We start from the raw sequence: 25,475 nt of genomic DNA, 5'->3' as shown, positions 1-25,475 counted from the left end.
CGTCGACGTGCAGGCAGTCGACCGCCGGAAGCGGGGTGCCGGATGACAGTGTCCGCTGTGGATGGTCGGGCGGCCGGCTACCGGCCGGCCCGCACGCTGTCGGTCGGCACCGAGATCCGCCGCCAGCTGACCCGGCGGCGGACCCAGCTGGTGTTCGCGTTCCTGGTCGCGCTGCCGGTGATCCTCTTCCTGGCGTTCCGGTTCGGTACCGACGGAAACGGCGGGTCGGCGCAGAACCAGACCGACGCGTTCGTCACCGTGGCCAAGTCCGGCGCGGCCAACTTCACCGTGTTCACCCTGTTCGTCTCGGCGTCGTTCCTGCTGGTGGTGATCGTCGCGCTGTTCTGCGGCGACACGGTGGCGAGCGAGGCCAGCTCCGGCTCGCTGCGCTACCTGCTCGCCGCGCCGGTGCCGCGGCGCCGGCTGCTCGGCGTCAAGTACGCGGTGGGGCTGCTGTCCTCGGCGGCGGCGCTGGTGGTGCTGACCGGCGTCACGCTCGCCGTCGGTGCCGCCGCGTTCGGCTGGCATCCGCTGGTGACGATGACCGGTGACACCATCGCGCCCGGCCCGGCGCTGGCCCGCATCGCCGGCGTGGTCGGGTACCTGGCCATCGTCCTGCTGGTGCCGGCGGCGCTCGCGTTCCTGCTGTCGGTCTGCACCGACAACGCGCTCGGCGCGGTCGGTGGCGCGGTGCTGCTGGTCATCGTGTCCAGCATCCTCGACCAGGTGACGGCGCTCGGCGGGCTGCGCGCGCTGCTGCCCACGCACTACCAGGAGGCTTTCACCGGGTTGCTGACCGACCCGGTGCGTTGGGACCTGATGACCCGCGGCGCCCTGTCCGCGCTGCTCTACGCCGGTGGCTTCACCGCGCTCGCCTGGTGGCGCTTCCTGCGCAAGGACGTCACGTCCTGACCCTGGCGCCGCGCCCGTCGAGGCGGTGGCCGGTCAGTCGAAGTCGAAGATCGAGTGCTTGTCGTAGAAGTGCAGGATGTAGCGGCAGCGGGTGCAGATCATCAGCACCATCTTGTGCGAGGTCACGCCCCACTTGCTGTCCAGCCGCCCCTCCTCGCGCTGAAAATCCTGGTTCCGGCACAGCGGACAGGCGAGCGCAGCAGGCTGCGAAGGCATCGTCATGCCCCCAGTGTGCCGACCCACCGCCACCCAGGCGCCGGCTTCCCGCCGGCTGCCGGCTGGTCAGGGGGTGGGGGCGGTGGCGAGGACGGCGGAGAGCAGGCCCGGGTAGCGGCGTTCCAGCTCGTCCCGGCGGAGCGAGACGTACCGGCTGGTGCCCTCGATGCGGGTGTGCGTGACGCCCGCCTCACGCAGCACCTTGAGGTGGTGCGACCGGGTGGCCTTGGCCAGGCCGAGGTCGAACGTGCCGCAGCAGCGCTCGCCGTCGCGGTCCAGTTCGCGCACGATCTCCAGCCGGGCCTCGTCGCCCAGCGCGGACAGGATCGTGGTCACCGGCACGGCGGCCACGTCCGGCTCGTAGAGCTCCATGTGTCAAGGGTAACTCATGTTCGACAATCGTCGAACATGCACCTAGTGTGGGCCGGGTCGAAGGTTCGAGATCCATCGAACAAAGGGTGACTCGCTCATGTCCAGGTCCAGCTCGTACGGGCTCCCGCTGTTCTCCGTCGCCATCTGGGGCGGCATGTTCATCGTCATGGCCGGTGCCCTCCGGCACGTCGACGCGTACCACCTCACCGCCGCGCGCTACCTGATCGCCGCCGCGGTGCTCGCCGCGGTGCTCGCCGCCACCGCCGGCCGGCGCGCGTTCCGTACCGAGGGGCGGTTCGCGGAGATCGCGGTACTCGGCGTGGTCGGCATCGCCGGCTTCAACCTGCTCGTCAACATCGCCCTGGGCTACACCGCCCCGCAGAACGGCGCGCTCATGGTCGCGCTGACCCCGCTGCTCACCGTGCTGGTCCGGTGGGTACGCGATCGGGTCCGGCCCACGCTGCCCACCCTCGGCCTGATGCTGCTGGCGCTGGTCGGGGTCGGACTGGTCATCACGCACGGCCACCCGACCGACCTCGGGGCGATCGGCAGCGGCGACGCGATGGCGTTCCTCGGTGTGGTCGGCTGGGCGGTGTACACCCACGGTGCCAGCCGGTTCGCCAGCTGGGGCTCGCTGCGGTTCAGCACGCTGACCCAGATCGTCGGCGCCGCCGCGACCGTACTGGTCGCCCTCGTCGCCGACCTGACCGGCATCGGCCACCTGCCCGGCCCGGGTGCGCTCGGCGCCGACGCCTGGCAGCTCGGGTACATCGCGATCGCCTCCTCGGTCCTCGCGGTACTGGCCTGGAACGTGGCGATCCGCCGGCTCGGCGCGCCCAACGCCGCGCTGTTCATGAACCTGGTACCGGTGATCACGTTCGGCATCCAGATCGTCCGCGGGTACCGCCCGGTACCGGCCGAGATCGCCGGCGCCGCGCTGACCGTCGCCGCCCTGGTCGCCACGAACGTCCTGGCCCGTCGCGCCACCGCCCGGGCCACCACCGGCGTCCGCGCCGCGGCCGGCCCGGTCCCGGCCCAGCGCGAACCGCATGCGACGGCCGGCCCGGTCCCGGTCCAGCCCGTACCGGTTGCCACGGCCGGCCGGGTCCCGGCACAGCCCGTACCGGTCGGCGCCACCGGACGCGTCCTGACCGGGCCGGAGTGGACGTCGGCCGACGGGCTGTCGCCCCGCTGACCTCGCTGGCCGTCAGCCGGTGCCGCCGAGGGAGCGGCACCGGCTGACGGCATGGTCGATCTCACGTCCACGCAGTGGGACCACGGACGGAGACACCGGCGCGCCGATGGGTAAGCTGCGCGTACAACTTCACATGCACCTCATCCAGAGGGGCTGAGGGACCGGCCCGATGACGCCCCGGCAACCACCGCAGCTCGCGCTCGACGCGAGCCGGCAGGTGCCAATTCCGGCCCGCGACCAGACCGGCGCGGGAAAGATGAGCGAAAGGCTTCGCATGAGCGTGATCGCAGGTCCCTCCGACATCGCCGTCAACCCGGCTCGCGCGCTGGTCTGCCGCAACTGCGGGGCCGAATACCCGCTGATCGCGCAGAACGCCTGTTACGAGTGTTTCGCCCCGGTCGAGGTCGGCTACGACCAGGCCGCGCTGCGCGCCGTCACCCGCGCCGACATCGAGGCCGGCCCGCACAACATCTGGCGGTACGCGCCGCTGCTGCCCACCGGCCAGGACCCGGCCAGCCGCGTCACGGTCAACCCCGGCATGACCCCGCTGATCAAGGCGGACGCGCTCGCCGCCGAGCTCGGCCTCAGGACGCTGTGGGTCAAGGACGACTCGGCGAACCCCACCCACTCGTTCAAGGATCGGGTCGTCTCCGTCGCGCTGACCGCCGCGAAGGGGCTCGGCTTCACCCGGTTCGCCTGCGCCTCCACCGGCAACCTGGCCAACTCCGTCGCCGCGCACGGCGCCCGCGCCGGCGTGCCGAGCATCGTGTTCATCCCGTACGACCTGGAGCAGAACAAGGTCGTCACCAGCGCCGTCTACCAGGGCCAGGTCATCGCCATCGAAGGCTCGTACGACGACGTCAACCGGCTGTGCCAGGAACTCACCGAGACCGACGAGTTCGAAGAGACGGCGTTCGTCAACGTCAACGTCCGGCCGTACTACGCCGAAGGCTCCAAGACCCTCGGGTACGAGGTGGCCGAGCAGCTCGGCTGGCGGCTGCCGCAGCAGGTCGTGATCCCGATGGCGTCCGGCGAGCTGCTCACCAAGATCGACAAGGCGTTCAGCGAACTGGTCGAGATCGGCCTGGTGGACGACACGCCGTGGCGGGTGTTCGGCGCCCAGTCCGCCGGCTGCAACCCGATCGCCGCCGCGCTGCAGGCCGGTACCGACCAGATCAGCCCGGTCAAGCCCACCGGCATCGCCAAGTCGCTCAACATCGGCGACCCCGCCGCCGGGCCGTACGCGCTGGAGGCCGTGCGGCGCACCGGCGGCTGGATGGACTACGTCACCGACGACGAGATCCGCGACGGCATCCAGCTGCTCGCCCGTACCACCGGGGTGTTCGCCGAGACCGCCGGCGGGGTCACCGTCGCGGTGCTCAAGAAGCTCGTCGAGGCCGGCAAGCTCGACCGGGACGCCGAGACCGTCGTGTACAACACCGGCGAGGGCCTCAAGACCATCGACGCGGTGTCCACCCAGGTCGGCCCCACCCACACCGTCCGCCCCTCGCTCAAGGCCGCCCGCGAGGCCGGCCTGCTCGGCTGAAGCTGCTCCGGCCGGTCTGCTCGGCTGAAGCTGCTCCGGCCGCCCTGGGCGGCGGCCGGTCGGGTCGGGGCGGATTCCCCGCCGGTTCGGGTGCACCGGCCGGCGGGGAACATGCCGTACTCGCCGGTCATCGTTGCAGTGCGTAACCGCACTTGACGGCAGCGTCGCGAAGGTGGAACATATGCGACGCGGGAGGGCACCACACCTCCTGTCCTGCACGATTCGTCGAGCAGCGACACCCAAATCCTGCGCTTCGGCGCGGTCGACGTGGTGCCCCTCCCGCGCCAATCACGTGGCCACGCAGTGTGCGTGCCGACCGCGCACGCCTTGGCCGTCCGGCCTCCCGGCCGAGCCCCGGACCCCCGCGTTCCGAGTTGTCGGTCGTCCAGCGTGAGCACCCGGCCTGTGACGAAACCCTGGCCCGACATCAGCCACCACGCCGCGCTCGGCCGGATCGGCAACTCCTCGCCACCCGCCCGGCCGCTCCGCACTGTCCGGTTGATCAAGGTCTCGCAGCGTTGATCAAGGGATTGCGCCCCGGCGTCCAGCGGAAACGTGACCGGATCCCTTGATCAACTTCGGCATCCCTTGATCAACGGCGGCCGGTGCGGGTGGCGGCGGGTGTCGGTGGGGCGTGAAGGGTGGGGGCTCGCTGCGGCAAGTAAGGGTGATGGGCAGCGAACGGAAGGGGTGGCCGGTGCGGGAACCGGGGCGAGGCAGTCGAAGGCGGCGGGTACGGGTCCGGTCGGGTGCGGTGGCAATGCTGACCGTGCTGGGGCTGGTGATGACCGGGGGCGCGGCCCACGCCGACGGCGGCGGCAGGAGACCGGGCGGCGGGTCGGGCGGCGTGGCCGGCGGGGTGAGCGGTGCGGCTGCCGGTGCGCAGATCACGCTCGCGACCGGGCAGCGGGTGGGCGTCGGCCCCGGCGGAGTACTGACGGCGCATCCCACCGGGCTGTCCTGGAGTACCGGGAGCGACGGCGACCGGTACGCGATCCCGCCTGCGGCGGCACCGTACCTGGGGCGGCCGTTGGACCGGTCCCTGTTCGACGTGACCGAGCTGGCGAAACTCGGTGCTGGGAAACGGATCCCGGTACGGATGACGTTCGCCGCCGGGGTGACGCCGAGCGCTCCGCCCGGGGTCACCCTGACGACCGTCGACGGCGCCACCGCGGGCGGGTACCTGACCGCCGACTCGACCCGGACGTTCGGGGCCGCGGTGCGGGCGGCGATCGGCGCGGACGTGCGGGCCGGCCGGCCCGCCGGCAGCGGCGAGCTGGTGCCCGGGCTGACCGGGATGCGGCTGGCATCCGGTGCGTCGCGGCAGGTGTCGCCGCACTATGCGCAGGCGATCGTCGAGTTCCGGGCCACCGACCTGGCCGGCGCCGCGACCACGACCGGCGTGCACCTGGTGAACACCGACGACGCGCGGCGCGCCGACGTGTACGTATCGGTGGTCGACGGGATCGGTCGGGTAGCCGTGCCGGTCGGGCACTACAGCTTCACCGCGTCGTTCCGGGACTTCGACGAGCAGGGCGAGCAGACCGGGCTGCACTACGTCATCGGTGCCGACGTGACGGTCGACGCGGGCGACACGACGACGGTGCCGGTGGCCGAGACCGCGGCCACCGCCCGGGTCTCGGTGGCGACTCCGCGACCGAGCCTACCGGCGCAGGCGATCGTGCGGTTCGTCCGACAGGACGCGGTCGGCGGTGGCATCGAGGAGTTTCAGGGGGTCGCCGGCGACGACGTGCTGTACGTGTCGCCGCGGCCGGCGGCGCAGATCGGCCGGCTGCACTACGTGCTGCAGTTCTGCAGGCAGTCGCCGGCCGGTGTCGAGGCGTACCGCTACGACGTGGCGTTCGCGTTCGACCACATCCCCGCCGACGAGTCGTTGCGGGTCGAGCCGGCGCACCTGGCGACCGTGCACCAGCACTTCTTCGGCGATCCGGCGCAGGCCCGCGACACCGGGATGCTCTACAGCGGCGCGTACGACGACGTGCTCGCGCACACGCCGACGATGCTCAACCCGTCTCCGGTGCAGCAGATGCCGGGCGAGGTGACCGACTACGTCGGTACCGCGGACGGTGGTGGGTGGATCCAGGCCATCGTGAACGGCAACGGGCTGCCGTTCTGGGGCCAGCCGCGCCGTTACCTGGCCGGCCACGAGTACGACGTGGACTGGGGTCGCGGGCCGCTGGTGCCCGGGGTCGGCCAGTACCCGGAGCCTGCCGGCTGCGTGGCCTGCCTCGCCGGCGACACGTTCGACGTCGGGCTGCAGGCGGCGGTGGACAGCGACGGGCACGTCACCGGCTTCATGCCGCGAGGTGTCGACACCAGATTCCGCCTGTACCGCAACGGAACGCTGCTGGCCGACCGGCCGATGCCGTACCTGGACGCCCAGTTCACCGCGGATCCGGCCGAGTCGGCCGACTTCCGGATGCGGTACGAGGTGGATCGGACCGGAGTGGCCACGGTCAGCCAGGCGACCAGGTCGGTCACCGTCCTGACGTTCCGGTACGCGCCGTCGACCGCGGTCGCGATGCCGGCGCCGGGCAGCTGCGCCGGGCAGTCCGCGGACACGCCGTGCCGCGTGCTGCCGGTGCTGTCCGCGAGCTACCGGCTGGCGGTGGACGCCCACAACACCAGCGATCTGGCCACCCAGACGATGCAGCTGCGGGTCGGCCACCAGCGGTACGGGAAGTTCGGCAGTACGGCGCCGATCACCTCGGTGCGGGTCGAGGTGTCCACCGACGACGGCTCCAGCTGGCAGCCGGCGCGGGTGGTCGGCACGCACGGCCGGTACCAGGTCTCGTGGGCCAACCCCGCCGCGGCGCGCGGCAGCTCGCCGAGCCTGCGGCTGACCGCGACCGACGCACTCGGCGGCACGCTGACCCAGACCATCACCGCCGCCTACACGATCGCCGGCTGAGCGGGTACGGAGGGAAACGATGAGAGTACGAACGTTCGCGCTGGCCGCGGCCGCGGCATTGGCGGTGGCCGGGCTGTCCGCACCGGCACACGCCGGCACGACCGCAACACCCGGCGCGCCCACGGGCCTGTCGGTACGCGACGTCTGTGGCCGGCCGGCGCCGGGGGACCTGCGCTGCTTCGCCCAGCTGCGTACCGATCTGCCGCACGGAACCGCGAGCCCGGGCGGCACCGCGCCCGGGCGCCGCGGTGCCGCGTCCGATGGCACCGACGCGAAGCCGGCCGGGTTCGGACCGGCCGAGCTTCGGTCGGCGTACGGGCTGCCGGACGCCGGTGGCGCCGACCAGACGGTGGCGATCATCGACGCCGGCAGCACGCCGAATCTCGCCGCGGACCTCGCCGTCTACCGGCAGACGTACGGGCTGCCGCCGTGCACCGTCGACGATGGCTGCCTGCGGGTGGTCAACCAGGCCGGCGAGGCAGCTCCGCTACCCGGCGACCAGGGGTGGGGCCCGGAGATCTCGTTGGACGTGGACATGGTGTCCGCCGCCTGCTCCGCGTGCCGGATCCTCGTGGTGGCGGCGGATTCCGCGGCACCGGACGACCTGGCCGCGGCGGTCGATACGGCCGCGGCGCTCGGCGCGACCGAGATCTCCAACAGCTACGGCGGTGAGGAGTACAGCGGGACCGGCCGGCTGGCGGCACATTACCGGCATCCCGGCGTCGCGATCGTCGCCTCCTCCGGCGACTACGGGTACCAGATCCCGCAGGTACCGGCGGCCTACGACAGCGTGGTCGCGATCGGCGGTACCAGTCTGTCCACAGTGGATGGAAAGTGGACCGAGTCGGCGTGGTCCGGCGCGGGTAGCGGCTGCTCGGCCTGGACCGCGAAGCCCGGCTGGCAGCACGACCCGAACTGCCCCGGCCGGACGGTCGCCGACATTTCCGCGGTAGCCGACCCGGCGACCGGCGTGGCGGTGTACGACTCGGCCGACGGGCTCGACTGGGCGGTCGCCGGCGGTACCAGCGCATCCGCGCCGCTGATCGCCGGGGTCATCGCGCTGGCCGGCCACCCCGAACTGTTCGATGACGCCAGCTACCTGTACGAGCACGCCGGCGCGCTGCGCGACGTGGTCGGCGGTAGCAACGCCAGCGAGGCGCTCGACTGCGGCGGCGACTACCTGTGCACAGGTGTCGCCGGCTACGACGGCCCGACGGGCCTCGGCTCGCCGTCCGGCCTCGATGGGTTCGGTGGCTAGCCGCCGGCACCCCCGCACCCGGACCCGGTCGGTGCGGGGGTTCGGTGGCTAGCCGCCGGCACCCCCGCACCCGGACCCGGTCGGTGCGCCGACCGGGCCGGGCGCGGCCCGGCCCCTGCCGGCCTGCGGGCCGCGCTCTACCGCGCGCTGACGCTGCTGCCCCCAGCAGGTGGCAAACCTGGACGGGTGACGCGGTACCGCGCTCGGGGGCTCTCCTGGCGGTCGGCCCGGTGCGGGCCGGGGAGCGGAATTCGGTCGCGGCGGGCGACCGGCGATCGCATCCTGAACGGATGGAGATTCGTGAGTTCCGGTCCGGGACCGACGTCGATGGCTGGCTCGACGTGCAGCGTCTGGCCACGGTGGTCGACGCTCCCGGGATGCCGGACGGATCCCGGGAGGAACTGCTCGGGCAGCTTCGGATGCCGTGGCCCGGACACCGGACGGTGCGCCGGGTCGCCGAGCGCGACGGGCGGATCGACGGCATCCTCTTCGTCGACCTGCCGTTGCTGGACAACCTGGAGAACGCCGAGGTCGAGCTGATCGTGCGGCCCGACGTGCGGCGACAGGGCGTCGGCACCGCGCTGTACCGCGAGCTGCGCGAGGTGCTGCGGGCCGAGGGCCGGAGCCGGCTGCTGGCGGAGTCGGTCCGCGGGCTGCCGGACGGCCCGCCGCGGCCGGACCCCGGTACGCCGTTCGCCACCGCGATGGGTGCCAGCCGGGCGCAGACCGAGGCCCGGCGCGTCCTCGACGTCACCACGCTGTCGGCGGACGCGCTCGCCGCGCAGGCCGCCGAGTACCGTGCGCTCGCCGGCGCCGGCTACACGGTGCACACCTGGCGCGGGCCGACACCGGACGAGCTGGTCGCCGGCCGGGCCGCACTGAGCAGCAGGTTCATGGGCGAGATTCCGCTGGGCGACGTCGAGTGGGAGCCGGAGAACATCGACGTCGCGCAGGTACGGGACGGCGAGCGGGCGGCCGCCGTGCGGGGGCGTCGCAGCTACCACACGATGGTGCGGCACGAACCGACCGGCGAGGTGGTCGCGTGGAGCGAGCTTCTCGGCCTGGGCGGCCGGCCGGAGACGCTGCTCCAGGAGATCACCCTGGTGCTCCCGGAGCACCGCGGGCACCGGCTCGGCATGCTGACCAAGCTGGCGAACCTGCACCGGGCGGTGTCGGACGAACCGGAACTGACGTCGGTGCACACCTGGAACGCGACCGAGAACGCGCACATGATCGCGATCAACGAGCAGCTCGGGTTCCGCGCCGTCGACCTCTGGGACGCCTGGCAGCAGTCCGTCTGATCTGCCGCCGTCCGCGTCGTTCCTGGCGTGATCCGGCGGGTAAGCGTTTGCCGCGCGACCGCAACCAAGATCGACAGGGGCCGGGTGGCTGTCGGGGCGGCGGATGCGGCGGCATGATGGCGGCATGACGGTTACCACCGAGGCCACCGGCAGCCACCCGCTGTTCGCGGCACACGAGAAGACCCTGACCCAGGCGCTGGACACGATCCGGCGGCGCGGTTTCTGGTCCGCCTACCCCGAGTCGCCCAGCCCCCGCGTGTACGGGGAGACGGCGGCGGGTGAGGGCAAGGTGGCGTTCGAGGCGTACCTCGGGGCCGACTTCCCGCTCGAGGCGCCGGGCGACCGGGTCGCCACCGAGTCGAGCCCGTTCGGCCTGCCGCTCGACGTGCGGTACCCGCACACCGGCGTGGACGCGCTGCTGGCCAACGCCACCGCCGCGCTGCCCGGTTGGCGGGACGCCGGCGTCGAGGCGCGGGTCGGCGCCTGCCTGGAGATCCTCGCCCGGCTGCACCAGCACGTGTTCGAGCTGGCGAACGCGGTCCAGTTCACCACCGGCCAGGCGTTCGTGATGGCGTTCCAGGCGGGCGGCGCGAACGCGCTGGACCGCGGGCTGGAAGCCGTCGCCTACTCGTACGCGGCGATGACCCGGCACCCGGCCGGCGCGCACTGGGAGAAGCCGCAGGGCAAGCGGCCCCCGCTGGCGATGGACAAGACCTACCACGTGATCCCGAGCGGCGTGGCGCTGCTGATCGGCTGCAACACGTTCCCCACCTGGAACGGGTACCCCGGGCTGTTCGCGAGCCTCGCCACCGGCAACCCGGTCGTCGTCAAGCCACACCCCGGCGCGGTGCTGCCGCTCGCGATCACCGTCCGGTACGCCCGGGAGGTGCTGGCGGAGCAGGGGTTCGACGAGAACCTGGTGCAGCTGGCCGCGGAGGCGCCCGGCGAGCGGATCGCCGCCGAGCTCGCCACCCGGCCCGAGGTGCGCATCGTCGACTTCACCGGCTCGACCGAGTTCGGCGACTGGCTGGAGGCGAACGCGCGGCAGGCGCAGGTCTACACCGAGAAGGCCGGCGTCAACACGATCGTCGTCGACTCGACCGACGACTTCGCCGGGATGTGCGCGAACATCGGCTTCTCGCTCACCCTGTACTCGGGGCAGATGTGCACGACGCCGCAGAACATCTACCTGCCGGCCGGCGGCATCGACACCGAATCGGGGCACAAGAGCTTCGACGAGGTCGCCGACGGCATTGCCGCCGCGGTGCGCAAGCTGACCGACGACGACGCCCGCGGCGTGGAGCTGACCGGCGCCATCGTCAACGACGGGGTACGCGACCGGGTGTCGGCCGCCGCGCACGTCGGCGAGGCGGTGCTGGACTCGCGTACCGTCGCACATCCGGCGCACGCCGACGCGGTCGTGCGCACACCGCTGATCCGCCGGCTGTCGGTCGGCGACGACACCGCGTACGGCAGGGAATGGTTCGGCCCGATCAGCTTCCTGATCGCGACCGACGGGACGACCGCGTCGCTGGCCGCATTCGAGCGCACCGTCGCCGAACGCGGCGCGCTGACCGCGTCGGTCTACTCCACCGACGAGGCGGTGCTGGCCGCCGCCGAGCGGGTCGCCGTCACCGTCGGTGTGCACCTGTCGGAGAACCTGACCGGCGGGGTGTACGTCAACCAGTCCGCGGCCTTCAGCGACTTCCACGCCACCGGCGCGAATCCGGCCGCGAACGCCTGCCTCACCGACGATGCGTACGTCGCCGGCCGGTTCCGGATCGTCCAGTCCCGCCGGCATTCCTGAGTTTCCGCGTTCGGACCTCGTCTCGGTGGAACCCGCTGGCCTGGGGTTTTACCAAGAGCTCATACCACACGAAAGCGAAGAGGCTGTGCAGGGTGGTCCTGCTCGTGTAGCGTTTCGCATCGGCCGTCAGTCTCCGGTCGGGGTTGTGTCGCGTGCACGCTTCCCGCAGGATGTGAGGGTCCCGGAGCCGCAACCGCGGTCCGGCGCAGGTTGAGGTAAGGGAAGTGCACCGTGGCACAGGGCACCGTCAAGTGGTTCAACTCGGAGAAGGGCTACGGCTTCATCGCCGTGGATGGTGGGCAGGACGTGTTCGTCCACTTCTCGGCCATCCAGATGGACGGCTACAAGTCTCTGGACGACGGTCAGCGTGTCGAGTTCGACATCGCCCAGGGGCAGAAGGGTCCGCAAGCGGAGAACGTGCGTCTCGCCGCCGGCTGACCCGAGGATTCATCCACTCGTCCCTGGAAGGCGTCGGCAGCCCGCCGGCGCCTTCCGGTCTGTACGACCCGATCGCGTGCCCTACCGCGATCGGCCGCCCGGCACGCCCCGTGCCGAGGTGGGATCGGCCTGACAGCGCCGTTCCAGCCGTTCGGACCGGTCAGCCGAGGCCGGTGACCGCCTGGATGCCGAGGCTCGTCGCCGCCACCAGCACCCACAGGATCCCGCCCAGTAGCAAGGGTTTCGGCCCGGCCCGGCGGAAGTCCGCCACCCCGATCCCGGTACCGACGCCGGCCAGCGCGACCGCCACCAGGAACGTGGCCAGCACCCCCAGCGCGTGGTGCGCACCCGCCGGTACCAGGCCGATCGTGTTGGCCGCGGCCGCGACCAGGAACAACCACAGGAACACCGGCACCAGCCGCACCAGCCTGGCCCGCGCCGGTTTCCGCGCCGCCCCGCCTCGCGGTCCGTCGTGGCTCGGTGCGGGATGGCTCGGTGCCGAACTGTCCGCCGACACGGGGGTTGCGGTCGAGCGGCGGCGCCAGAGCGCGGAAATCCCGATCACCACCGGCACGATCATCAACGACCGCACCAGCTTCACCACCACCGCGTGGTCGCCGGCGGCCTGGCTGAACGTGTACCCGGCGGCCACCACGCTGGACGTGTCGTTGACCGCGGTGCCCGCCCACAACCCGAAACCCTGATCGCTGAGCCCGAGCAGATGGCCCAACGGTGGGAACAGCAGCGCCGCGGCCACGTTGAACACGAAGATCGTGGACACCGCGTACGCGGTCGTCGCCTCGGTCGCCGCGATCACCGGGCTCACCGCGCCGATCGCCGACGCGCCGCAGATCCCCGTACCGGAGCCGATCAGCGCGCGCAGCTCGTTCGGTACCCGCAGCGCGCGACCGAACAACCAGGCGCCGAGCAGGCACACGGTCAGCGTGCCGAGCATGACTGGCAACGATGTCAGTCCCACCTTCGCCACCGCGCCGAGCGACAGTCCCAGTCCGAACACCACCACCGCGGCCTGCAGGATCCGCTTGCCGGCGAACGCGGCCCCGGGGCGCACCCGCGACCACCAGCCGCGGTGGCCGCCGAGCACCCGTACCGCGGCGCCGAGCAGGATCGCCAGCACCGGCGCACCGACCACCGGGACGGCGGTACCGGCGGCGGTGGCGACGACCGCGACGGCGAGGGTGAGCAGCAGCCCGGGGCCGAGCCGGCGTACCGGTCCGGTGCCGGTCGATGCCGGGGCACCGGCGGTCTGGGTGATCACCCGATCAGCTTCGGGCCGATCGGTCCGTCCAGCCAGAGGCAGATCCGAGATGGCCACATAGGGTGTCCCTATGAGTCAGGAGTTGGGCCCCGGTGACCTCGCCAGCCTGCGACTGTTCGCCGACACGGTGCGGTTGGGCAGCCTGTCCGCGGCGGCCCGCGCGCAGCGCATCACGCAGCCGTCCGCGAGCGAGGCGCTGCGCCGGCTGGAACGCCGCCTCGGCATCGAACTGGTCGTCCGCACCCCGCGCGGCTCCCGCCCCACCCCGGACGGTGCCCGCCTCGCCGAACACGCCGAACGGGTCCTCGCCGAGCTGGACGGGTTCCTCGCCGAAGCGCGCTCGCTGCGCGCCGCCGGCCGCCGGCACGTCCGGATCGCCGCCAGCTACACCAACGCCGAGTACCTGCTGCCGCCGGTGATCGCCCGGTACCGCGCGGTGCGGCCGGAGGTGGTCGTCAGCCTCGCCGTCGCCAACTCGGCCGCGGTGATCGGCCGGGTCACCGAACGCACCGCCGACCTCGGCTTCGTCGAGGACCCGGAGCCGCATCCCGACCTCGCCACCCGTACGGTCGCGACCGACGAGCTGGTGGTCGTGGTCGCGCCCGGCCACCCGTGGACCCGCGCCCGCGCGCCGCTGCCGGCCGCCGAGCTGACCGGTACGCCGCTGCTGCTGCGCGAGCCCGACTCCGGTACCCGCGCCACGTACGAGCGCGCCGCGCGCCGCGCCGGCCGTACCGTCGCGACGCCGCTCGGCGTGATGACCTCCACCGAGGCGCTGAAGACCGCGGTACGGGCCGGGTTGGGCGCCACGCTGGTCAGCCGGCTCGCGGTGGCCGCCGAACTCGTCGCGGGCGAGCTGGTCGAGGTACCGGTCGCCGGGCTGGACCTGCGCCGCGAGCTGCGGGCGGTGTGGCGGCCGGCGCACGCACACGACCTCACCGCCGAGTTCCTCGCCACCCTCCGCTCCTGACCGCGGACGGCACCGGACCGCGGCGGCCGGCGCCGGCCGGGAGGTCCCCGCGGTCGCTCGGGCGGTCCAGTGGATGGGCCGGTCGGCGGACCCGGCGGATGGATCGATCCTGTTACCGTCCCGGCGTCCACTTGCGTCGACGAGAGGTGTCCGGTGACCGATTCCGATCCCGACCCGACCGGGCCGGCCGACCCCACCACACCGCCCCCCGTGCGGCCGAGCGCGGCCGACGGGTCGACGACCGGCGACCAGCCGGCGCAGGGTGCCCGGTCGACGACCGGCGACCAGCCCGCGGATGACCGGGCGGCGGGCGACTCGGCGCGGCCGGGGTCCGCGGCGACACCGGTCAGCGCGTACGCGAGCGGGTGGGGGCCGGGGGCCGCCGACGAGATCCCGGCCAACCCACCCCGGCAGACCCCGCCCGGGCCGGATGCCCCGCCGCCGGGTGGACGCGAGCTGCCGCCCGGTGGGTACCGGCCGCCCGGCGGGTACGGCCCGCCGCCCGGCGGCTACCCGCGGGGTGGGTACGGTCCGCCGCCGCGCGGCGGCTACCAGGCCGGATGCTGATCACCGCGATGATCGTCGGGGCGTACAGCAGCATGATCGGCATGCTCCTCGAGATCCCGGTGCTCGTGACCACGCCGGCGCTGTTCGACCCGGACGCGCCGATGAACGGCACGTTCGTGCACCTCGCGCCCGCGCTGGTCGCCGTCCTGTCGGTGGTCATGATGGTCGCGACGGCGCCGGCGGTGGTCGCGCAGTGCGCCGGGGCGCTCGGTACCTACACCGGGTTGCGGGCCAAGGAGGCGGACGCACCGACCAGCGCGGAGCTGCTCGCGGCGGCGGAGTGACAGGGACCTCGTACCGTGCGGTTCGCTTGCACTCGCCCGGGGAGAGTGCTAAACCTTGAGCTGGCACTCGCTGTAGGGGAGTGCCAATGGTCGGGCGGTGAGGCCGGCGGACCGAGGCACACCAGCTGGGTGTCGCGGTTTACCTGGTCGTCCGTCGCGGGCATCGACCGGCCGAGCGTGTACTTACCGCGTGCCAGCCCCACCAGGGCCGGCACATAGGTGTCTGACACACCGGAGGACAACGCCCAAATGGCAAAGATGATCGCGTTCGACGAGGAGGCGCGCCGCGGCCTCGAGCGTGGCATGAACAGCCTCGCCGACGCCGTGAAGGTGACGCTCGGCCCGAAGGGCCGCAACGTCGTTCTGGAGAAGAAGTGGGGCGCCCCCACCATCACCAACGACGGTGTCTCGATCGCCAAGGAGATCGAGCTCGAGGACCCCTGGGAGAAGATCGGGGCCGAGCTCGTCAAGGAGGTCGCGAAGAAGACCGACGACGTTGCCGGTGACGGCACGACGACGGCCACCGTGCTGGCCCAGGCGCTGGTCCGGGAGGGCCTGCGCAATGTGGCCGCGGGCGCGAACCCGATCGCCCTCAAGCGGGGCATCGAGGCCGCCGTGGCCAGCGTGACCGAGCAGCTGGCCCAGCTGTCCAAGGACATCGAGACCAAGGAGCAGATCGCCGCGACCGCGTCGATCTCCGCCGGGGACTCGTCCGTCGGCGAGATCATCGCCGAGGCGATGGACAAGGTCGGCAAGGAAGGCGTCATCACCGTCGAGGAGAGCAACACCTTCGGGCTCGAGCTCGAGCTCACCGAGGGCATGCGCTTCGACAAGGGTTACATCTCGGCCTACTTCGCCACCGACACCGAGCGGATGGAGGCCAGCTTCGACGACCCGTACCTGCTGATCGTCAACTCCAAGATCTCGGCGGTCAAGGACCTGCTGCCGGTGCTGGAGAAGGTCATGCAGTCGGGCAAGCCGCTGGTGATCATCGCCGAGGACCTCGAGGGTGAGGCGCTGGCGACCCTGATCGTCAACAAGGTGCGTGGCACCTTCAAGTCCGCCGCCGTCAAGGCGCCGGGCTTCGGCGACCGCCGCAAGGCGATGCTGGACGACATGGCCATCCTGACCGGCGGCCAGGTCGTCAGCGAGGACATCGGCCTCAAGCTGGAGAACGTCGGCCTGGAGCTGCTGGGCAAGGCCCGCAAGGTCGTCATCACCAAGGACGAGACCACCATCGTCGACGGTGCCGGCGAGGCGGACCGGATCCAGGGCCGGGTCAACCAGATCCGCAACGAGATCGAGGCGTCCGACTCCGACTACGACCGCGAGAAGCTGCAGGAGCGGCTGGCCAAGCTGGCCGGCGGCGTTGCGGTGATCAAGGTCGGCGCGGCCACCGAGGTCGAGCTGAAGGAGCGCAAGCACCGCGTCGAGGACGCCGTGCGCAACGCGAAGGCGGCCGTCGAGGAGGGCATCCTCCCCGGTGGTGGCGTCGCGCTGGTCCAGGCCGGCACCAAGGCCTTCGACAAGCTCGACCTGAACGCCGACGAGTCGACCGGCGCCGCGATCGTGCGGTCCGCGCTGGACGCCCCGCTCAAGCAGATCGCCGTGAACGCCGGCCTCGAGGGCGGCGTCGTGGCGGAGAAGGTCCGCAACCTGGAGGCGGGCCACGGCCTGAACGCGGGCAACGGCGAGTACGTCAACATGCTCGACGCCGGCATCCTGGACCCGACCAAGGTGACGCGTTCCGCGCTGCAGAACGCCGCCTCGATCGCGGCCCTGTTCCTCACCACCGAGGCCGTGGTGGCGGACAAGCCGGAGAAGAACGCGGCCCCGGCCGCGCCGGACGCCGGCGGCATGGACTTCTGAGCCACGCCAGCAGGTAACCGAAAACAGCACCAGACGAGGGGCGGATCCCGGTGGGGTCCGCCCCTTCGTCGTGCCCGCCCCGGCGCCCGAATACGGACCGATCAGGACCGCGTACCGGTTCTTTCCCGGTCGCCGCCGCCCGGCACGAACGGGGCCTGCGCACCGGTTCTCCTGCTTCCCTGAGGACACGCTCGCGGTCATGCGACGCGTGGTGCGCCGACGGGACACCCGTCACCTGTGCACGCCTGCGGGGAGAGGAAAGCCGATGTACACCGACGACAGGACCGGTCCTGAGATGTCGACCCGAGCGCGGTCCGCCGAACGTGAGCGCGGGCAGCGGCCGGGCCGGGACAGTTCGGTCCGGGCGACCCGGAGCACGATCAACGGGCCGCTCGTGACCGGCGACCACAACAAGGTGACCGTCAAGACGGTCAAGCGTCGCAGGGCCGCCCTCACCGTGGCGATGATCCTCGCGGTGGCCGGGGTCGGTACGGGCGGCTGGAAGGTGTACGACGCGGCGGCCGGCTCGTCCGGGTACTCGCTGGTGGGCACGTGGGCCGCGTCGGATGGCAGCGGTACCAAGGCGATGGACGCGAACGGCCGGTGCACCGGGTTCTACTACGCCAACGGGGTGCCGCTGGACATCGGCGGACCGATGTACTGCTCGTTGTCGGAGCACGGCGACTCGTACCTGCTCACGGTGACCCAGCAACCCAACGAGAGCAGCTACCGGGTCGAGTTCACCTCGGCCGACCACGCGGTGGTGTCCGCGGGTGGCCGGCGGCTCTACGAACTCGACCGGGCGTCCTGACCGTCCGGCGGTCAGTGCAGGACGGCGGGGCCGTGGCGCAGCCACCAGCGGGCCGTGCGGCGTACCGAGGGTTCGGTCGCGGGATCGTCTGCCCAGCGCCGGAGCAGCGGGTGGCCGGTCATGCCGGCGGCGTAGATCACGGGGCCGGTCGGGCGAGGGGGCCGGCCGGCCCCGGCCGCGAGGTCGGGGCCGATCGCCTCGGCCGGCACGCCGGCGTGCGGCAGGGCGCCGAGTGCGGCGGCCCGCAGGTCCGTCCGCTCGGACCGCAGCCAGCGGCGCAGCGCCGGTACCTGGGGCGGACCGACGACGTAGCGCAGCAGTCCGGCGGCGCCGCGCCGGGTCGCGGCGTCCGGATCGGTGCCGACCACGCCGGTCGCGACCTCGGCGACGGCCGCCCGGTACGGCGAGGCGAGCAGCAGCAGCGCGGCGTGGTGGCGGCGCTCGGTGTACCGGCTGGCGACCGCTTCGGCGACGAGCCGGCAGAGCATCGGGTCGAACTCCAGGCCGGTACGGGCGTGGGCGACGAGGGCGAACCGGTCGGCGGCCGGCGGTGGCCGTCGCCGCACCGGGGCGGGCGGCGGGCAGCGCGGCGCGGGCATCGGCGCCCGCCCGGCGAGCACCGTGACGGCCGGATCGTGCTCGTCCAGCCGGTGCAGGATCCGGCCCATCGCCGCGGTGTGGCGGGCCGGAAGGGTGCCGACGTTGGCCATGTTGAGCAGGGCGTGCGCGGCGCCGAGCCGCAGCGTGGCGTCGTCGCCGGCGAGCAGCGCGAGCAGCCGGCCGGCCGCGGCGGCGTCGCCGAGCTCGCCCAGCAGGCTGATCGCGTCGACGACTCCCTGCGCGCCCGGCTCGCGGGCCCCCGTGTCGATGGCGCCGACCACGTCGGCGGTGAGCCCGGGCCGGGTGAGGAGCGTCGCGAGTGCGGTGAAGCGCGTGGTGTAGGCGATCCCGACCGAGCGCATCATCTCGTCGATCAGCCGGGCGAGCAGTGCGTCCAGGACGCGGCTGTGCAGCAGCACGACGAGGCCGTCGGTACGCAGGATGTCGGCGAAGGCGAGCCAGGTGCCGCCGGCCACCTCGGCGTCCTCGAGCCGCTCGTGGACCAGGTCGTACCGGCGGCGCAGGGCCACGATGTCCGGCGGCGCCGGCGGTACGACCGGCCGGGGCGCACCGAGCGCCGAGCGCAGGCCCACCGCGATCGATCCGAAGCTGCCGGCCGGCAGGCCGAGGATGGTCTCGTACCGGGCGAAGATCGCGGCCGGTGCGGGCAGCCGCCCGGTCTCCCAGCGGCTGATCTGCGGGGTACCGGCGGGCGAACCGGTGGCCCGCAGCCGCGCGGCGAAGCCGGCCAGGGACCGGTTGTCCGGGTCGTCGGCGGTCAGCCGGCTCACCCGCAGCAGCCAACCGAGCCGCGCCTCGACGTCCACCCGCGGGCCGTCGAACGGGGTGGGGTCCGCTGGCATCTCCGGCGGTCTGCCTTGTCGCATGGGTGCTCCCGAACGCCCCTTTCGGGCGTGTGGGCGCATCCTCCCACGATGCGTGGCGCGTCCGTCACGATCGAACGGTCACGGTCGGTCACCCGAAGGTGCCACACCGCTGGTACTCCCGGTGGGGGTCAGGAGCTCAACGGGGGAGCGGCACGGTGAGTGCGGCGCCGAGCCGGCCCTGACCGGCCTCGATCAGGGCTCGGGCGGTGGCCGCGTCGGTGCCTCGCTCGATCATCACGACGGCGGTCTTCACGTGCCGGCCGGCGGCGTTCAGCGCGGTCTCGGCGGCCTCCGCGGTGCCGCCGGTGATCTCCTGGACCATCCGGATCGCCCGCGCCTGCAGCTTCTCGTTCGTCGCGACCAGGTCGACCATCAGGTTCCCGTGCGTCTTGCCGAGCCGCACCATGCTGATCGTCGAGATCATGTTCAGCACGAGCTTCTGTGCCGTACCGGCCTTGAGCCGGGTGGAACCGGCGATGAACTCCGGGCCGACCGCGACCTCGACCGGGAACTCGACCACGTCGCTGAGCTCGGCGTCGGCGTTGCAGGACAGCCCGACGGTGACGGCGCCGCGGCGGCGCGCCTCGGCGAGCGCGGCCAGCACGTACGGGGTGCGCCCGCTCGCGGTCAGCCCGAGCACCGCGTCACCGGCGCCGACGTTGCGTTCGGCCAGGTCGGCGACGCCGGCCTCGGCGTCGTCCTCGACGCCCTCGACCGCGCGGGTGATCGCGGTGTTGCCGCCGGCGATGATTCCCTGCACGGTCTCCGGGTCGGTACCGAAGGTGGGCGGGCACTCGGCCGCGTCGAGCAGCCCGATCCGCCCCGGGGTACCGGCGCCGACGTAGAGCAGGCGGCCGCCGGCGGCGAGCCGCTCGACGATCGCGTCGATCGCCGGTACCACCGCCGGGATGGCCGCGGCGACCGCGGTCGGCACGCTCGCGTCGGCCTCGTTCATCAGCGCGGCGAGCTGGGCGGTGGGCAGCCGGTCGATCTCGGCGTATCGCGGGTCGGTCTGCTCGGTGCGCAGCTGCGCGAGGTCCGACCGGATGGCGCGGGATGCGGCCTGAGACACCTGCGGCTCCTAGGTTTGCGTGGTGCAGCCTCGGAGGTCCGCACGGCACGGCGTCCGCCCGGGCCCCTCGCTTGCGATGTTACTCGTTGACGGCGAAGGCTCGACGTCGGTAACTTAGCAACGAGACCGTAATCATTGAATATTCTTGTCAGGATACGCGGGAGCCGCTCACGTGGATGCGCACCGCCCGCCGTCGGCAGTGACGGACCGGTTGAGCACATTGTCCATCGCCGAGAAGATCGGTCAGCTGTTCGTGGTGCCGCTGGGCCGGCACTCGCCGAACGCGCTGCGCCTGCCGCCGGACCAGCGCACCGGCGCGGTCAACTCCGACGGCCTCGGCGCCGTCGTCGACCAGCTCCGGCGCTACCACGTCGGTGGCGTCTGCTACTTCCCGACCAAGCCGGAAGGGGACGACGCGGGCGAGGTGGCCGCGCTGCTCGCTGAGCTGGCCGCGGCCACCGGAGGCGCCGGCCTGCCGCCCGTCGTCGCCGTCGACCAGGAGGGCGGTACGGTCGCCCGGCTGCGGCGCGGCGTGACCAGCGTGCCGTCCGCGATGGCGCTCGCCGCCACCGGCGATCCCGAGTCCACCGCGCGGGCCGCGGCGATCATCGGGGCCGAACTGCGCGCCGTCGGCTTCCACCAGGACTACGCGCCGGACGCGGACGTCAACTCCAACCCGGCGAACCCGGCCATCGGCGTCCGCTCGTACTCCTCCGACCCGGACCTGGTCGCCGCGCACGTGGCGGCGGCGGTACGCGGGCTGCAGGGTGCGGGGATCGCGGCGACGGCGAAGCACTTCCCCGGGCACGGTGACACCTCCGGCGACAGCCACCTGATGCTGCCGTCGGTCGACCGGGACGCCGACGCCTGGGCCGCGATCGACCTGCCCCCGTTCGTGGCGGCCATCGGCGCCGACGTGGCCGCGGTGATGTCCGCACACGTGGCCGTACCGGCGGCGGACGGTTCCGGTGACCCGGCGACCGCGTCTGCCGCGATCCTCACCGGCGTGCTGCGCGACCGGCTCGGCTTCACCGGCACCGTGGTCACCGACGCGCTCGACATGGCCGGCGCCCGGGACCGGCTCGGCGACGGTGAGATCGCGGTACGGGCGGTGCTCGCCGGCGCCGACCAGCTGCTGATGCCGGCCGACCTGCCGGTCGCGGTCGCGGCGGTGACCGAGGCGGTGTCGTCCGGCCGGATCTCGGCCGCCCGGCTGGATGCGGCGGTCGGCCGGGTCCTCGCCCTCAAGCACCGGGTCGGCCTGCTCACCGCCGATCCCACCCTGGCCCCGGCGGCCGATGCCGCGGCGAACGCGGCGATCGCCGCGGAACTGGCCGTGGCCGGCCTGACCGTGCTCGGCGATCGCGGCTGGCGGCTGCCGGCCGGCCGGGTCGCGCTGGTCGGCGCGCTCGGCGGTCTGGAGAACGACCTGCTGCCGGCGTTGCGGGCGGCCGGTGCCGAGGTGACCGTGGTGGACAGCGGCAGCGACCCGGCCGCGGTGGACGCCGACCTGGCCGCGGCCGCGGCGGCCGACCAGACGATCGTGGTGAGCCGCAACGCGACCCGCTGGCCGGGGCAGCGGGCGCTGCTCGCCGGGCTCGCCGCGGCCGGGCGCCGGTACGTGCAGCTCGCGCTGGCCGGGCCGTACGACGCGGGGTTGGCGACGGGCGCCACCGCGCGGTTCCTGACCTACGGCGACTGTGCGGTGTCCCGGGCGGCGCTGCTCGCGGTACTGACCGGCGCCGCGGCCGGCGGCGGCCGGCTGCCGGTGGACGTACCCGGGCCGGACGGTGCGATCGCGTTCGCCCGGGGCTGTTGAGGCGTACGGCGATGAGCGACACGAACGGGGAGTGGACGATGACGGCGGTACGGACCGGGGCGCAGCGGCTGTGCGCCGACCCGAGCCTGGCCGGGCCGGGCCGGCCCGGCCTGGTGACCAACTACACCGGCATCCTGCCGAACCTTGACTCCACAGTGGACGGTGCGGTGCGGGCCGGGGTACCGCTGGTGGCGCTGTTCGGGCCGGAGCACGGGGTGCGCGGCACGGTGCAGGCAGGGTTCAGCGAGCACGAGGCGATCGACCCCGGCAGCGGACTGCCGGTGTACGACACCTACCTCAAGTCCGGTGCGGACCTGGACGCGCTGCTCGACGAGTCCACAGTGGACACTTTGCTGTACGACCTGCAGGACATCGGCACCCGGTTCTACACCTACGTGTGGACGATGTTCGACGTGATGGTCTCGGCGGCGCGGACCGGCAAGCGGTTCGTGGTGCTGGACCGGCCGAACCCGGTCGGCGGCGCGGTCACCGAGGGGCCGTGGCTGGTGCCGGCGTTCGCGAGCTTCGTCGGCCGGGTACCGATTCCGATCCGGCACGGGCTGACCGTCGGCGAGCTGGCCCGGTTCCTCAACGCGGACGCGGTGCCGGCCGCCGCCGGCCGGCCGGTCGAGCTGGACGTGATCGCCATGGACGGCTGGCGGCGCGAGCTGTACGCGGCGCAGACCGGGCAGCCGTGGGTGATGCCGTCGGTGAACATGCCGACGCCGGACTCCGCGCTGGCCTACCCCGGCACCGGGCTTTTCGAGGGCACCAACCTGTCCGAGGGCCGGGGTACCACCCGGCCGTTCGAGCTGATCGGGGCGCCGTACGTGGACGACCGGTTCCTGCCCGCGGTGCGTGCGCTGGACCTGCCCGGGGTGGCGTTCCGGGACGTGTGGTTCGCGCCCACGTTCCACAAGTACGCCGGTGAGACGGTGCACGGGGTGCAGGTACACGTGACCGATCCGGACCGGTTCCAGCCGGTACGGACCGCGGTCGGGATGATCGGCGTGCTGCGCCGGGAGTACCCCGACGCGTTCGGCTGGCGGGTCGCCGAGAGCGGTGCGGAGTCGTTGGGACACCGGCACTTCGTCGACCTGTTGTGGGGCAGCGACGAGCTGCGGCACGCGGTCGACGCCGGCGTGGACCCGCTGACCCTGGTACCGGCGGTGTCCGCACCGGCCGACTGGGCCGGCGACCACCTGCTCTACTCCTGACCGGTCGGCGGTGCTTCCGGACCAGAAGTAGTAGTTCACGGACGGTTTCGGGGCCTACGCTGAACGGCTGCTCGAATCGAGGAGGTGGCGGTGACAGGTAGTGGGGAGCCGGCGGGGCGGGCCGCGCGCCCGGCCGGGGTGCTGGCGCATATCCGGACGCTGTTGCCCGGGATGGCGCCGGCCGAACGGCGGGTCGGCGAGGCGGTGTTGGGTCAGCCGTCCGTGGTGGTGGGTCGCACCATCACCGAGCTGGCCGAGTCCTGCCACACCTCCGAGACGACGGTGATCCGGTTCTGCCGCACCGTCGGCTTCCGCGGGTACCCCGAGCTGCGGTTGACGCTCGCCACCGAGCTGGGCCGGGATGCGGCCCGCGGCGACGGGCACAAAGAGCTCGGTGCCGACATCGGCCGGGCCGACTCCCTGCGCGAGGTGGTCGAGAAGATCGGCTACGCGGACGCCCGCGGGGTCGAGGACACCGTGACGCAGCTGGATCTGGACGCGCTGGCGAAGGTGGTCGACGCGGTCGCGACCGCCGACCGGATCAACCTGTTCGGCATCGGGGCGAGCGGGTTCGCGGCGAACGACCTGCAGCGCAAGCTCTACCGGATCGGGCGCAACGCGTTCTTCTTCGCCGACCCGCACGACGCGCTGGTCGCCGCGGCGCTGCTGCGACCGGGTGACGTGGAGATCGGGTTGACCCACACCGGTACCACGGTGGAGACGGTGAACGTGCTGCGCGAGGCGCGGCGGCACGAGGCGGTCGCGGTGGCGATCACCAACAACGGCGCCGCGCCGGCGGCGGCCGAGGCGGACCTGGTGCTGACCACGGCGGCCCGGGAGACCACGTTTCGCTCCGGCGCGATGGCGAGCCGGATCGCCCAGCTGGCGATCGTCGACTGCATCTTCGTCGCGGTGGCCCAGCGCACCTACGACGACACGCTGGAAGCGCTGCGGCTGACGTTCCGCGCCGTCGACGACGTTCGTACCAGGAAGTCCTGACCGCCGGTTCGCCGTCGGGCGGATGCGGCCGGGAACACCGTCGGAAGGTTATTGACCATGGGCCTTGTTGGTAGGTAGTTTTCCAACAGGAGTTCGGTGAACCGGGGAGTGGACGGCGCGATGGCCACGGTGCGGGAGTTTCGAGTCGGCGACGGCGAGCGGCTGGTCGAGGCGTGGCGGCGCAGCCTGCCGTACGACCCGGTGACGCCGCAGCGGTTCCGCAACCTGGTGCTGCTGGACGTCAACTTCGACCCGGCCGGGCTGCGCGTCGCGGTCGACGGCGACGCGATCGTCGGCGCCGCCTACGCGGTGCGCCGGACCACCGCCATGGTCGGCGCCGACCTCGAACCAGGCATGGGCTGGCTGCCGTTCTTCTTCGTCACCCCGGAGGCGCGCGGCGGCGGGGTCGGTGCCGCGCTGCTCGACTCGGCCCTGGACTTCCTGCGCGGGCACGGAGTGTCCACAGTGGAATTCGCCGGTTACACGCCGAACTACATCGCGCCCGGGCTGGATGCGGCGGCGTACCCGGAGGCGCTGAAACTGTTGCAGCGCAAGGGGTTCAACACGCGCTACGAGGCGGTTGCGATGGACCGCAGCCTGGTCGACTACACGCTGCCGGACGAGATCCGCGCGCGCGTCGCCGCGCTGACCGCGGAGGGGTACCGGTTCGGTACCCCGTCCGACGACGACCTGGTGGGCCTGGTGGAACTCGCCGGCGTGCACTTCAACCCCGACTGGGCCCGGGCGATCCGGGAGTGCGTGTCCGCCGGTACCCCGACCGACCGGATCGTGTGCGCGCACGAGCCGGGCGGTGCGCTGGTCGGCTGGGCCCAGCACGAGGCGTACGAGGGGGTGACCGAGCGGTTCGGCCCGTTCGGCGTGCTGGAGGCGCGGCGAGGCACCGGCCTCGGCAAGATCCTGCTGCACCTGACCCTGGAACGGATGCGCGCGCTCGGCGCGCACAGCGCCTGGTTCCTGTGGACCGGTGAGAAGTCCGCCGCCGGCCAGCTCTACCTCAAGACCGGATTCCAGGTCACCCGCCGCTTCCAGGTCATGCGCGCCGAGCTGTCCTGACCACCTCGCGGCCCGCCTCCGGGCCGCCGAACCGTACGACCTGTGAGGAG

The 25,475-nt window shown here is 72.8% G+C and carries 22 protein-coding genes and 1 riboswitch; of the genes, 17 read left to right on the top strand and 5 right to left on the bottom strand.

The annotated features are described in order from the left end of the window. Positions 1–42 precede the first annotated feature (42 nt). A complete protein-coding gene (locus Asera_RS02220; RefSeq protein ID WP_030448866.1) occupies positions 43–912 on the top strand; it encodes an ABC transporter permease in 870 nt (289 codons plus the stop codon). 33 nt (positions 913–945) lie between these two features. On the opposite strand, the gene Asera_RS02215 is transcribed toward Asera_RS02220, so the two are convergent. Beyond that, complete coding sequence (locus Asera_RS02215) at positions 946–1,134, bottom strand: hypothetical protein (protein WP_030448865.1); 189 nt, start codon at positions 1,132–1,134, stop codon at positions 946–948. 60 nt (positions 1,135–1,194) lie between these two features. After that, positions 1,195–1,500 (bottom strand): ArsR/SmtB family transcription factor, encoded by a 306-nt coding sequence (locus Asera_RS02210; protein WP_030448864.1) that lies wholly within the window; start codon positions 1,498–1,500, stop codon positions 1,195–1,197. 97 nt (positions 1,501–1,597) lie between these two features. Here Asera_RS02210 and Asera_RS02205 point away from each other — a divergent pair, with 97 nt between their 5' ends. From Asera_RS02205 to Asera_RS02175, 7 genes are all read left to right on the top strand, one after another. Then, complete coding sequence (locus Asera_RS02205) at positions 1,598–2,695, top strand: DMT family transporter (RefSeq protein WP_051802827.1); 1,098 nt, start codon at positions 1,598–1,600, stop codon at positions 2,693–2,695. Positions 2,696–2,832: 137 nt separating this feature from the next. Next, positions 2,833–2,958: riboswitch (SAM riboswitch) on the top strand. A gap of 11 nt (positions 2,959–2,969) precedes the next feature. Beyond that, positions 2,970–4,241 carry a threonine synthase gene (gene thrC, locus Asera_RS02200; RefSeq protein WP_030448862.1) on the top strand — a complete coding sequence of 424 codons (1,272 nt, stop codon included), beginning with the start codon at positions 2,970–2,972 and terminating at the stop codon, positions 4,239–4,241. Between the two features lie 760 nt (positions 4,242–5,001). Beyond that, positions 5,002–7,173 carry a hypothetical protein gene (locus tag Asera_RS02195; RefSeq protein WP_030448861.1) on the top strand — a complete coding sequence of 724 codons (2,172 nt, stop codon included), beginning with the start codon at positions 5,002–5,004 and terminating at the stop codon, positions 7,171–7,173. A 19-nt stretch (positions 7,174–7,192) separates the two neighbouring features. Continuing rightward, on the top strand, positions 7,193–8,431 hold the full coding sequence (locus Asera_RS02190; protein WP_035298198.1) for a S53 family peptidase: 1,239 nt from the start codon (positions 7,193–7,195) through the stop codon (positions 8,429–8,431). 290 nt (positions 8,432–8,721) lie between these two features. Beyond that, the gene (locus Asera_RS02185) at positions 8,722–9,732 is read left to right on the top strand and encodes a GNAT family N-acetyltransferase (RefSeq protein ID WP_030448859.1); all 1,011 of its coding nucleotides are present in this window, start codon (positions 8,722–8,724) and stop codon (positions 9,730–9,732) included. 124 nt (positions 9,733–9,856) lie between these two features. Further along, positions 9,857–11,539, top strand: coding sequence for a phenylacetic acid degradation protein PaaN (paaN, locus tag Asera_RS02180; RefSeq protein WP_030448858.1), 1,683 nt, complete (start codon positions 9,857–9,859; stop codon positions 11,537–11,539). A gap of 231 nt (positions 11,540–11,770) precedes the next feature. Continuing rightward, positions 11,771–11,977, top strand: coding sequence for a cold-shock protein (locus Asera_RS02175; RefSeq protein WP_030448857.1), 207 nt, complete (start codon positions 11,771–11,773; stop codon positions 11,975–11,977). A gap of 160 nt (positions 11,978–12,137) precedes the next feature. Here the strand turns inward: Asera_RS02175 and Asera_RS02170 are convergent, their stop codons facing one another. Continuing rightward, positions 12,138–13,256, bottom strand: coding sequence for a YeiH family protein (locus Asera_RS02170; protein WP_244843703.1), 1,119 nt, complete (start codon positions 13,254–13,256; stop codon positions 12,138–12,140). A gap of 70 nt (positions 13,257–13,326) precedes the next feature. Here Asera_RS02170 and Asera_RS33490 point away from each other — a divergent pair, with 70 nt between their 5' ends. The 5 genes from Asera_RS33490 (at position 13,327) to Asera_RS02145 (ending at position 17,757) form a co-directional block, all read left to right on the top strand. Further along, on the top strand, positions 13,327–14,226 hold the full coding sequence (locus Asera_RS33490; protein ID WP_051802826.1) for a LysR family transcriptional regulator: 900 nt from the start codon (positions 13,327–13,329) through the stop codon (positions 14,224–14,226). A gap of 153 nt (positions 14,227–14,379) precedes the next feature. Continuing rightward, complete coding sequence (locus Asera_RS02160) at positions 14,380–14,793, top strand: hypothetical protein (protein WP_030448854.1); 414 nt, start codon at positions 14,380–14,382, stop codon at positions 14,791–14,793. Then, the gene (locus tag Asera_RS02155) at positions 14,787–15,077 is read left to right on the top strand and encodes a hypothetical protein (RefSeq protein ID WP_030448853.1); all 291 of its coding nucleotides are present in this window, start codon (positions 14,787–14,789) and stop codon (positions 15,075–15,077) included. The genes Asera_RS02160 and Asera_RS02155 overlap by 7 nt, the downstream gene beginning before the upstream one ends. Positions 15,078–15,326: 249 nt before the next feature. Further along, complete coding sequence (gene groL / locus Asera_RS02150; protein WP_030448852.1) at positions 15,327–16,946, top strand: chaperonin GroEL; 1,620 nt, start codon at positions 15,327–15,329, stop codon at positions 16,944–16,946. A gap of 295 nt (positions 16,947–17,241) precedes the next feature. After that, positions 17,242–17,757, top strand: a complete 516-nt coding sequence (locus Asera_RS02145) for a hypothetical protein (RefSeq protein ID WP_030448851.1) — start codon at positions 17,242–17,244, stop codon at positions 17,755–17,757. Between the two features lie 11 nt (positions 17,758–17,768). Here Asera_RS02145 and Asera_RS02140 read toward each other — a convergent pair whose 3' ends face one another. Beyond that, positions 17,769–19,244, bottom strand: a complete 1,476-nt coding sequence (locus tag Asera_RS02140) for a hypothetical protein (protein WP_157035106.1) — start codon at positions 19,242–19,244, stop codon at positions 17,769–17,771. A 136-nt stretch (positions 19,245–19,380) separates the two neighbouring features. Further along, a complete protein-coding gene (gene murQ, locus Asera_RS02135) occupies positions 19,381–20,316 on the bottom strand; it encodes an N-acetylmuramic acid 6-phosphate etherase (RefSeq protein WP_030448849.1) in 936 nt (311 codons plus the stop codon). A gap of 211 nt (positions 20,317–20,527) precedes the next feature. On the opposite strand from murQ, the gene Asera_RS02130 reads away from it, so the two are divergent. The 4 genes from Asera_RS02130 to Asera_RS02115 all read left to right on the top strand — a co-directional run bounded on the left by Asera_RS02130 (position 20,528) and on the right by Asera_RS02115 (position 25,425). Continuing rightward, positions 20,528–22,135: a glycoside hydrolase family 3 protein gene (locus tag Asera_RS02130; RefSeq protein WP_169745905.1), complete on the top strand. Its 1,608-nt coding sequence runs from the start codon at positions 20,528–20,530 to the stop codon at positions 22,133–22,135. Between the two features lie 11 nt (positions 22,136–22,146). Next, positions 22,147–23,352: an exo-beta-N-acetylmuramidase NamZ family protein gene (locus tag Asera_RS02125; protein WP_030448847.1), complete on the top strand. Its 1,206-nt coding sequence runs from the start codon at positions 22,147–22,149 to the stop codon at positions 23,350–23,352. A gap of 90 nt (positions 23,353–23,442) precedes the next feature. Then, positions 23,443–24,351, top strand: coding sequence for a MurR/RpiR family transcriptional regulator (locus Asera_RS02120; protein WP_051802832.1), 909 nt, complete (start codon positions 23,443–23,445; stop codon positions 24,349–24,351). 96 nt (positions 24,352–24,447) lie between these two features. Continuing rightward, complete coding sequence (locus Asera_RS02115) at positions 24,448–25,425, top strand: GNAT family N-acetyltransferase (protein ID WP_244843701.1); 978 nt, start codon at positions 24,448–24,450, stop codon at positions 25,423–25,425. Positions 25,426–25,475 lie beyond the last annotated feature (50 nt).

Source organism: Actinocatenispora sera (assembly GCF_018324685.1).
GTDB classification, from domain to species: Bacteria; Actinomycetota; Actinomycetes; order Mycobacteriales; family Micromonosporaceae; genus Actinocatenispora; species Actinocatenispora sera.
The sequence above is the reverse complement of the archived record's forward strand: the minus strand, read 5'-3'. Positions and strand labels throughout refer to the sequence as shown.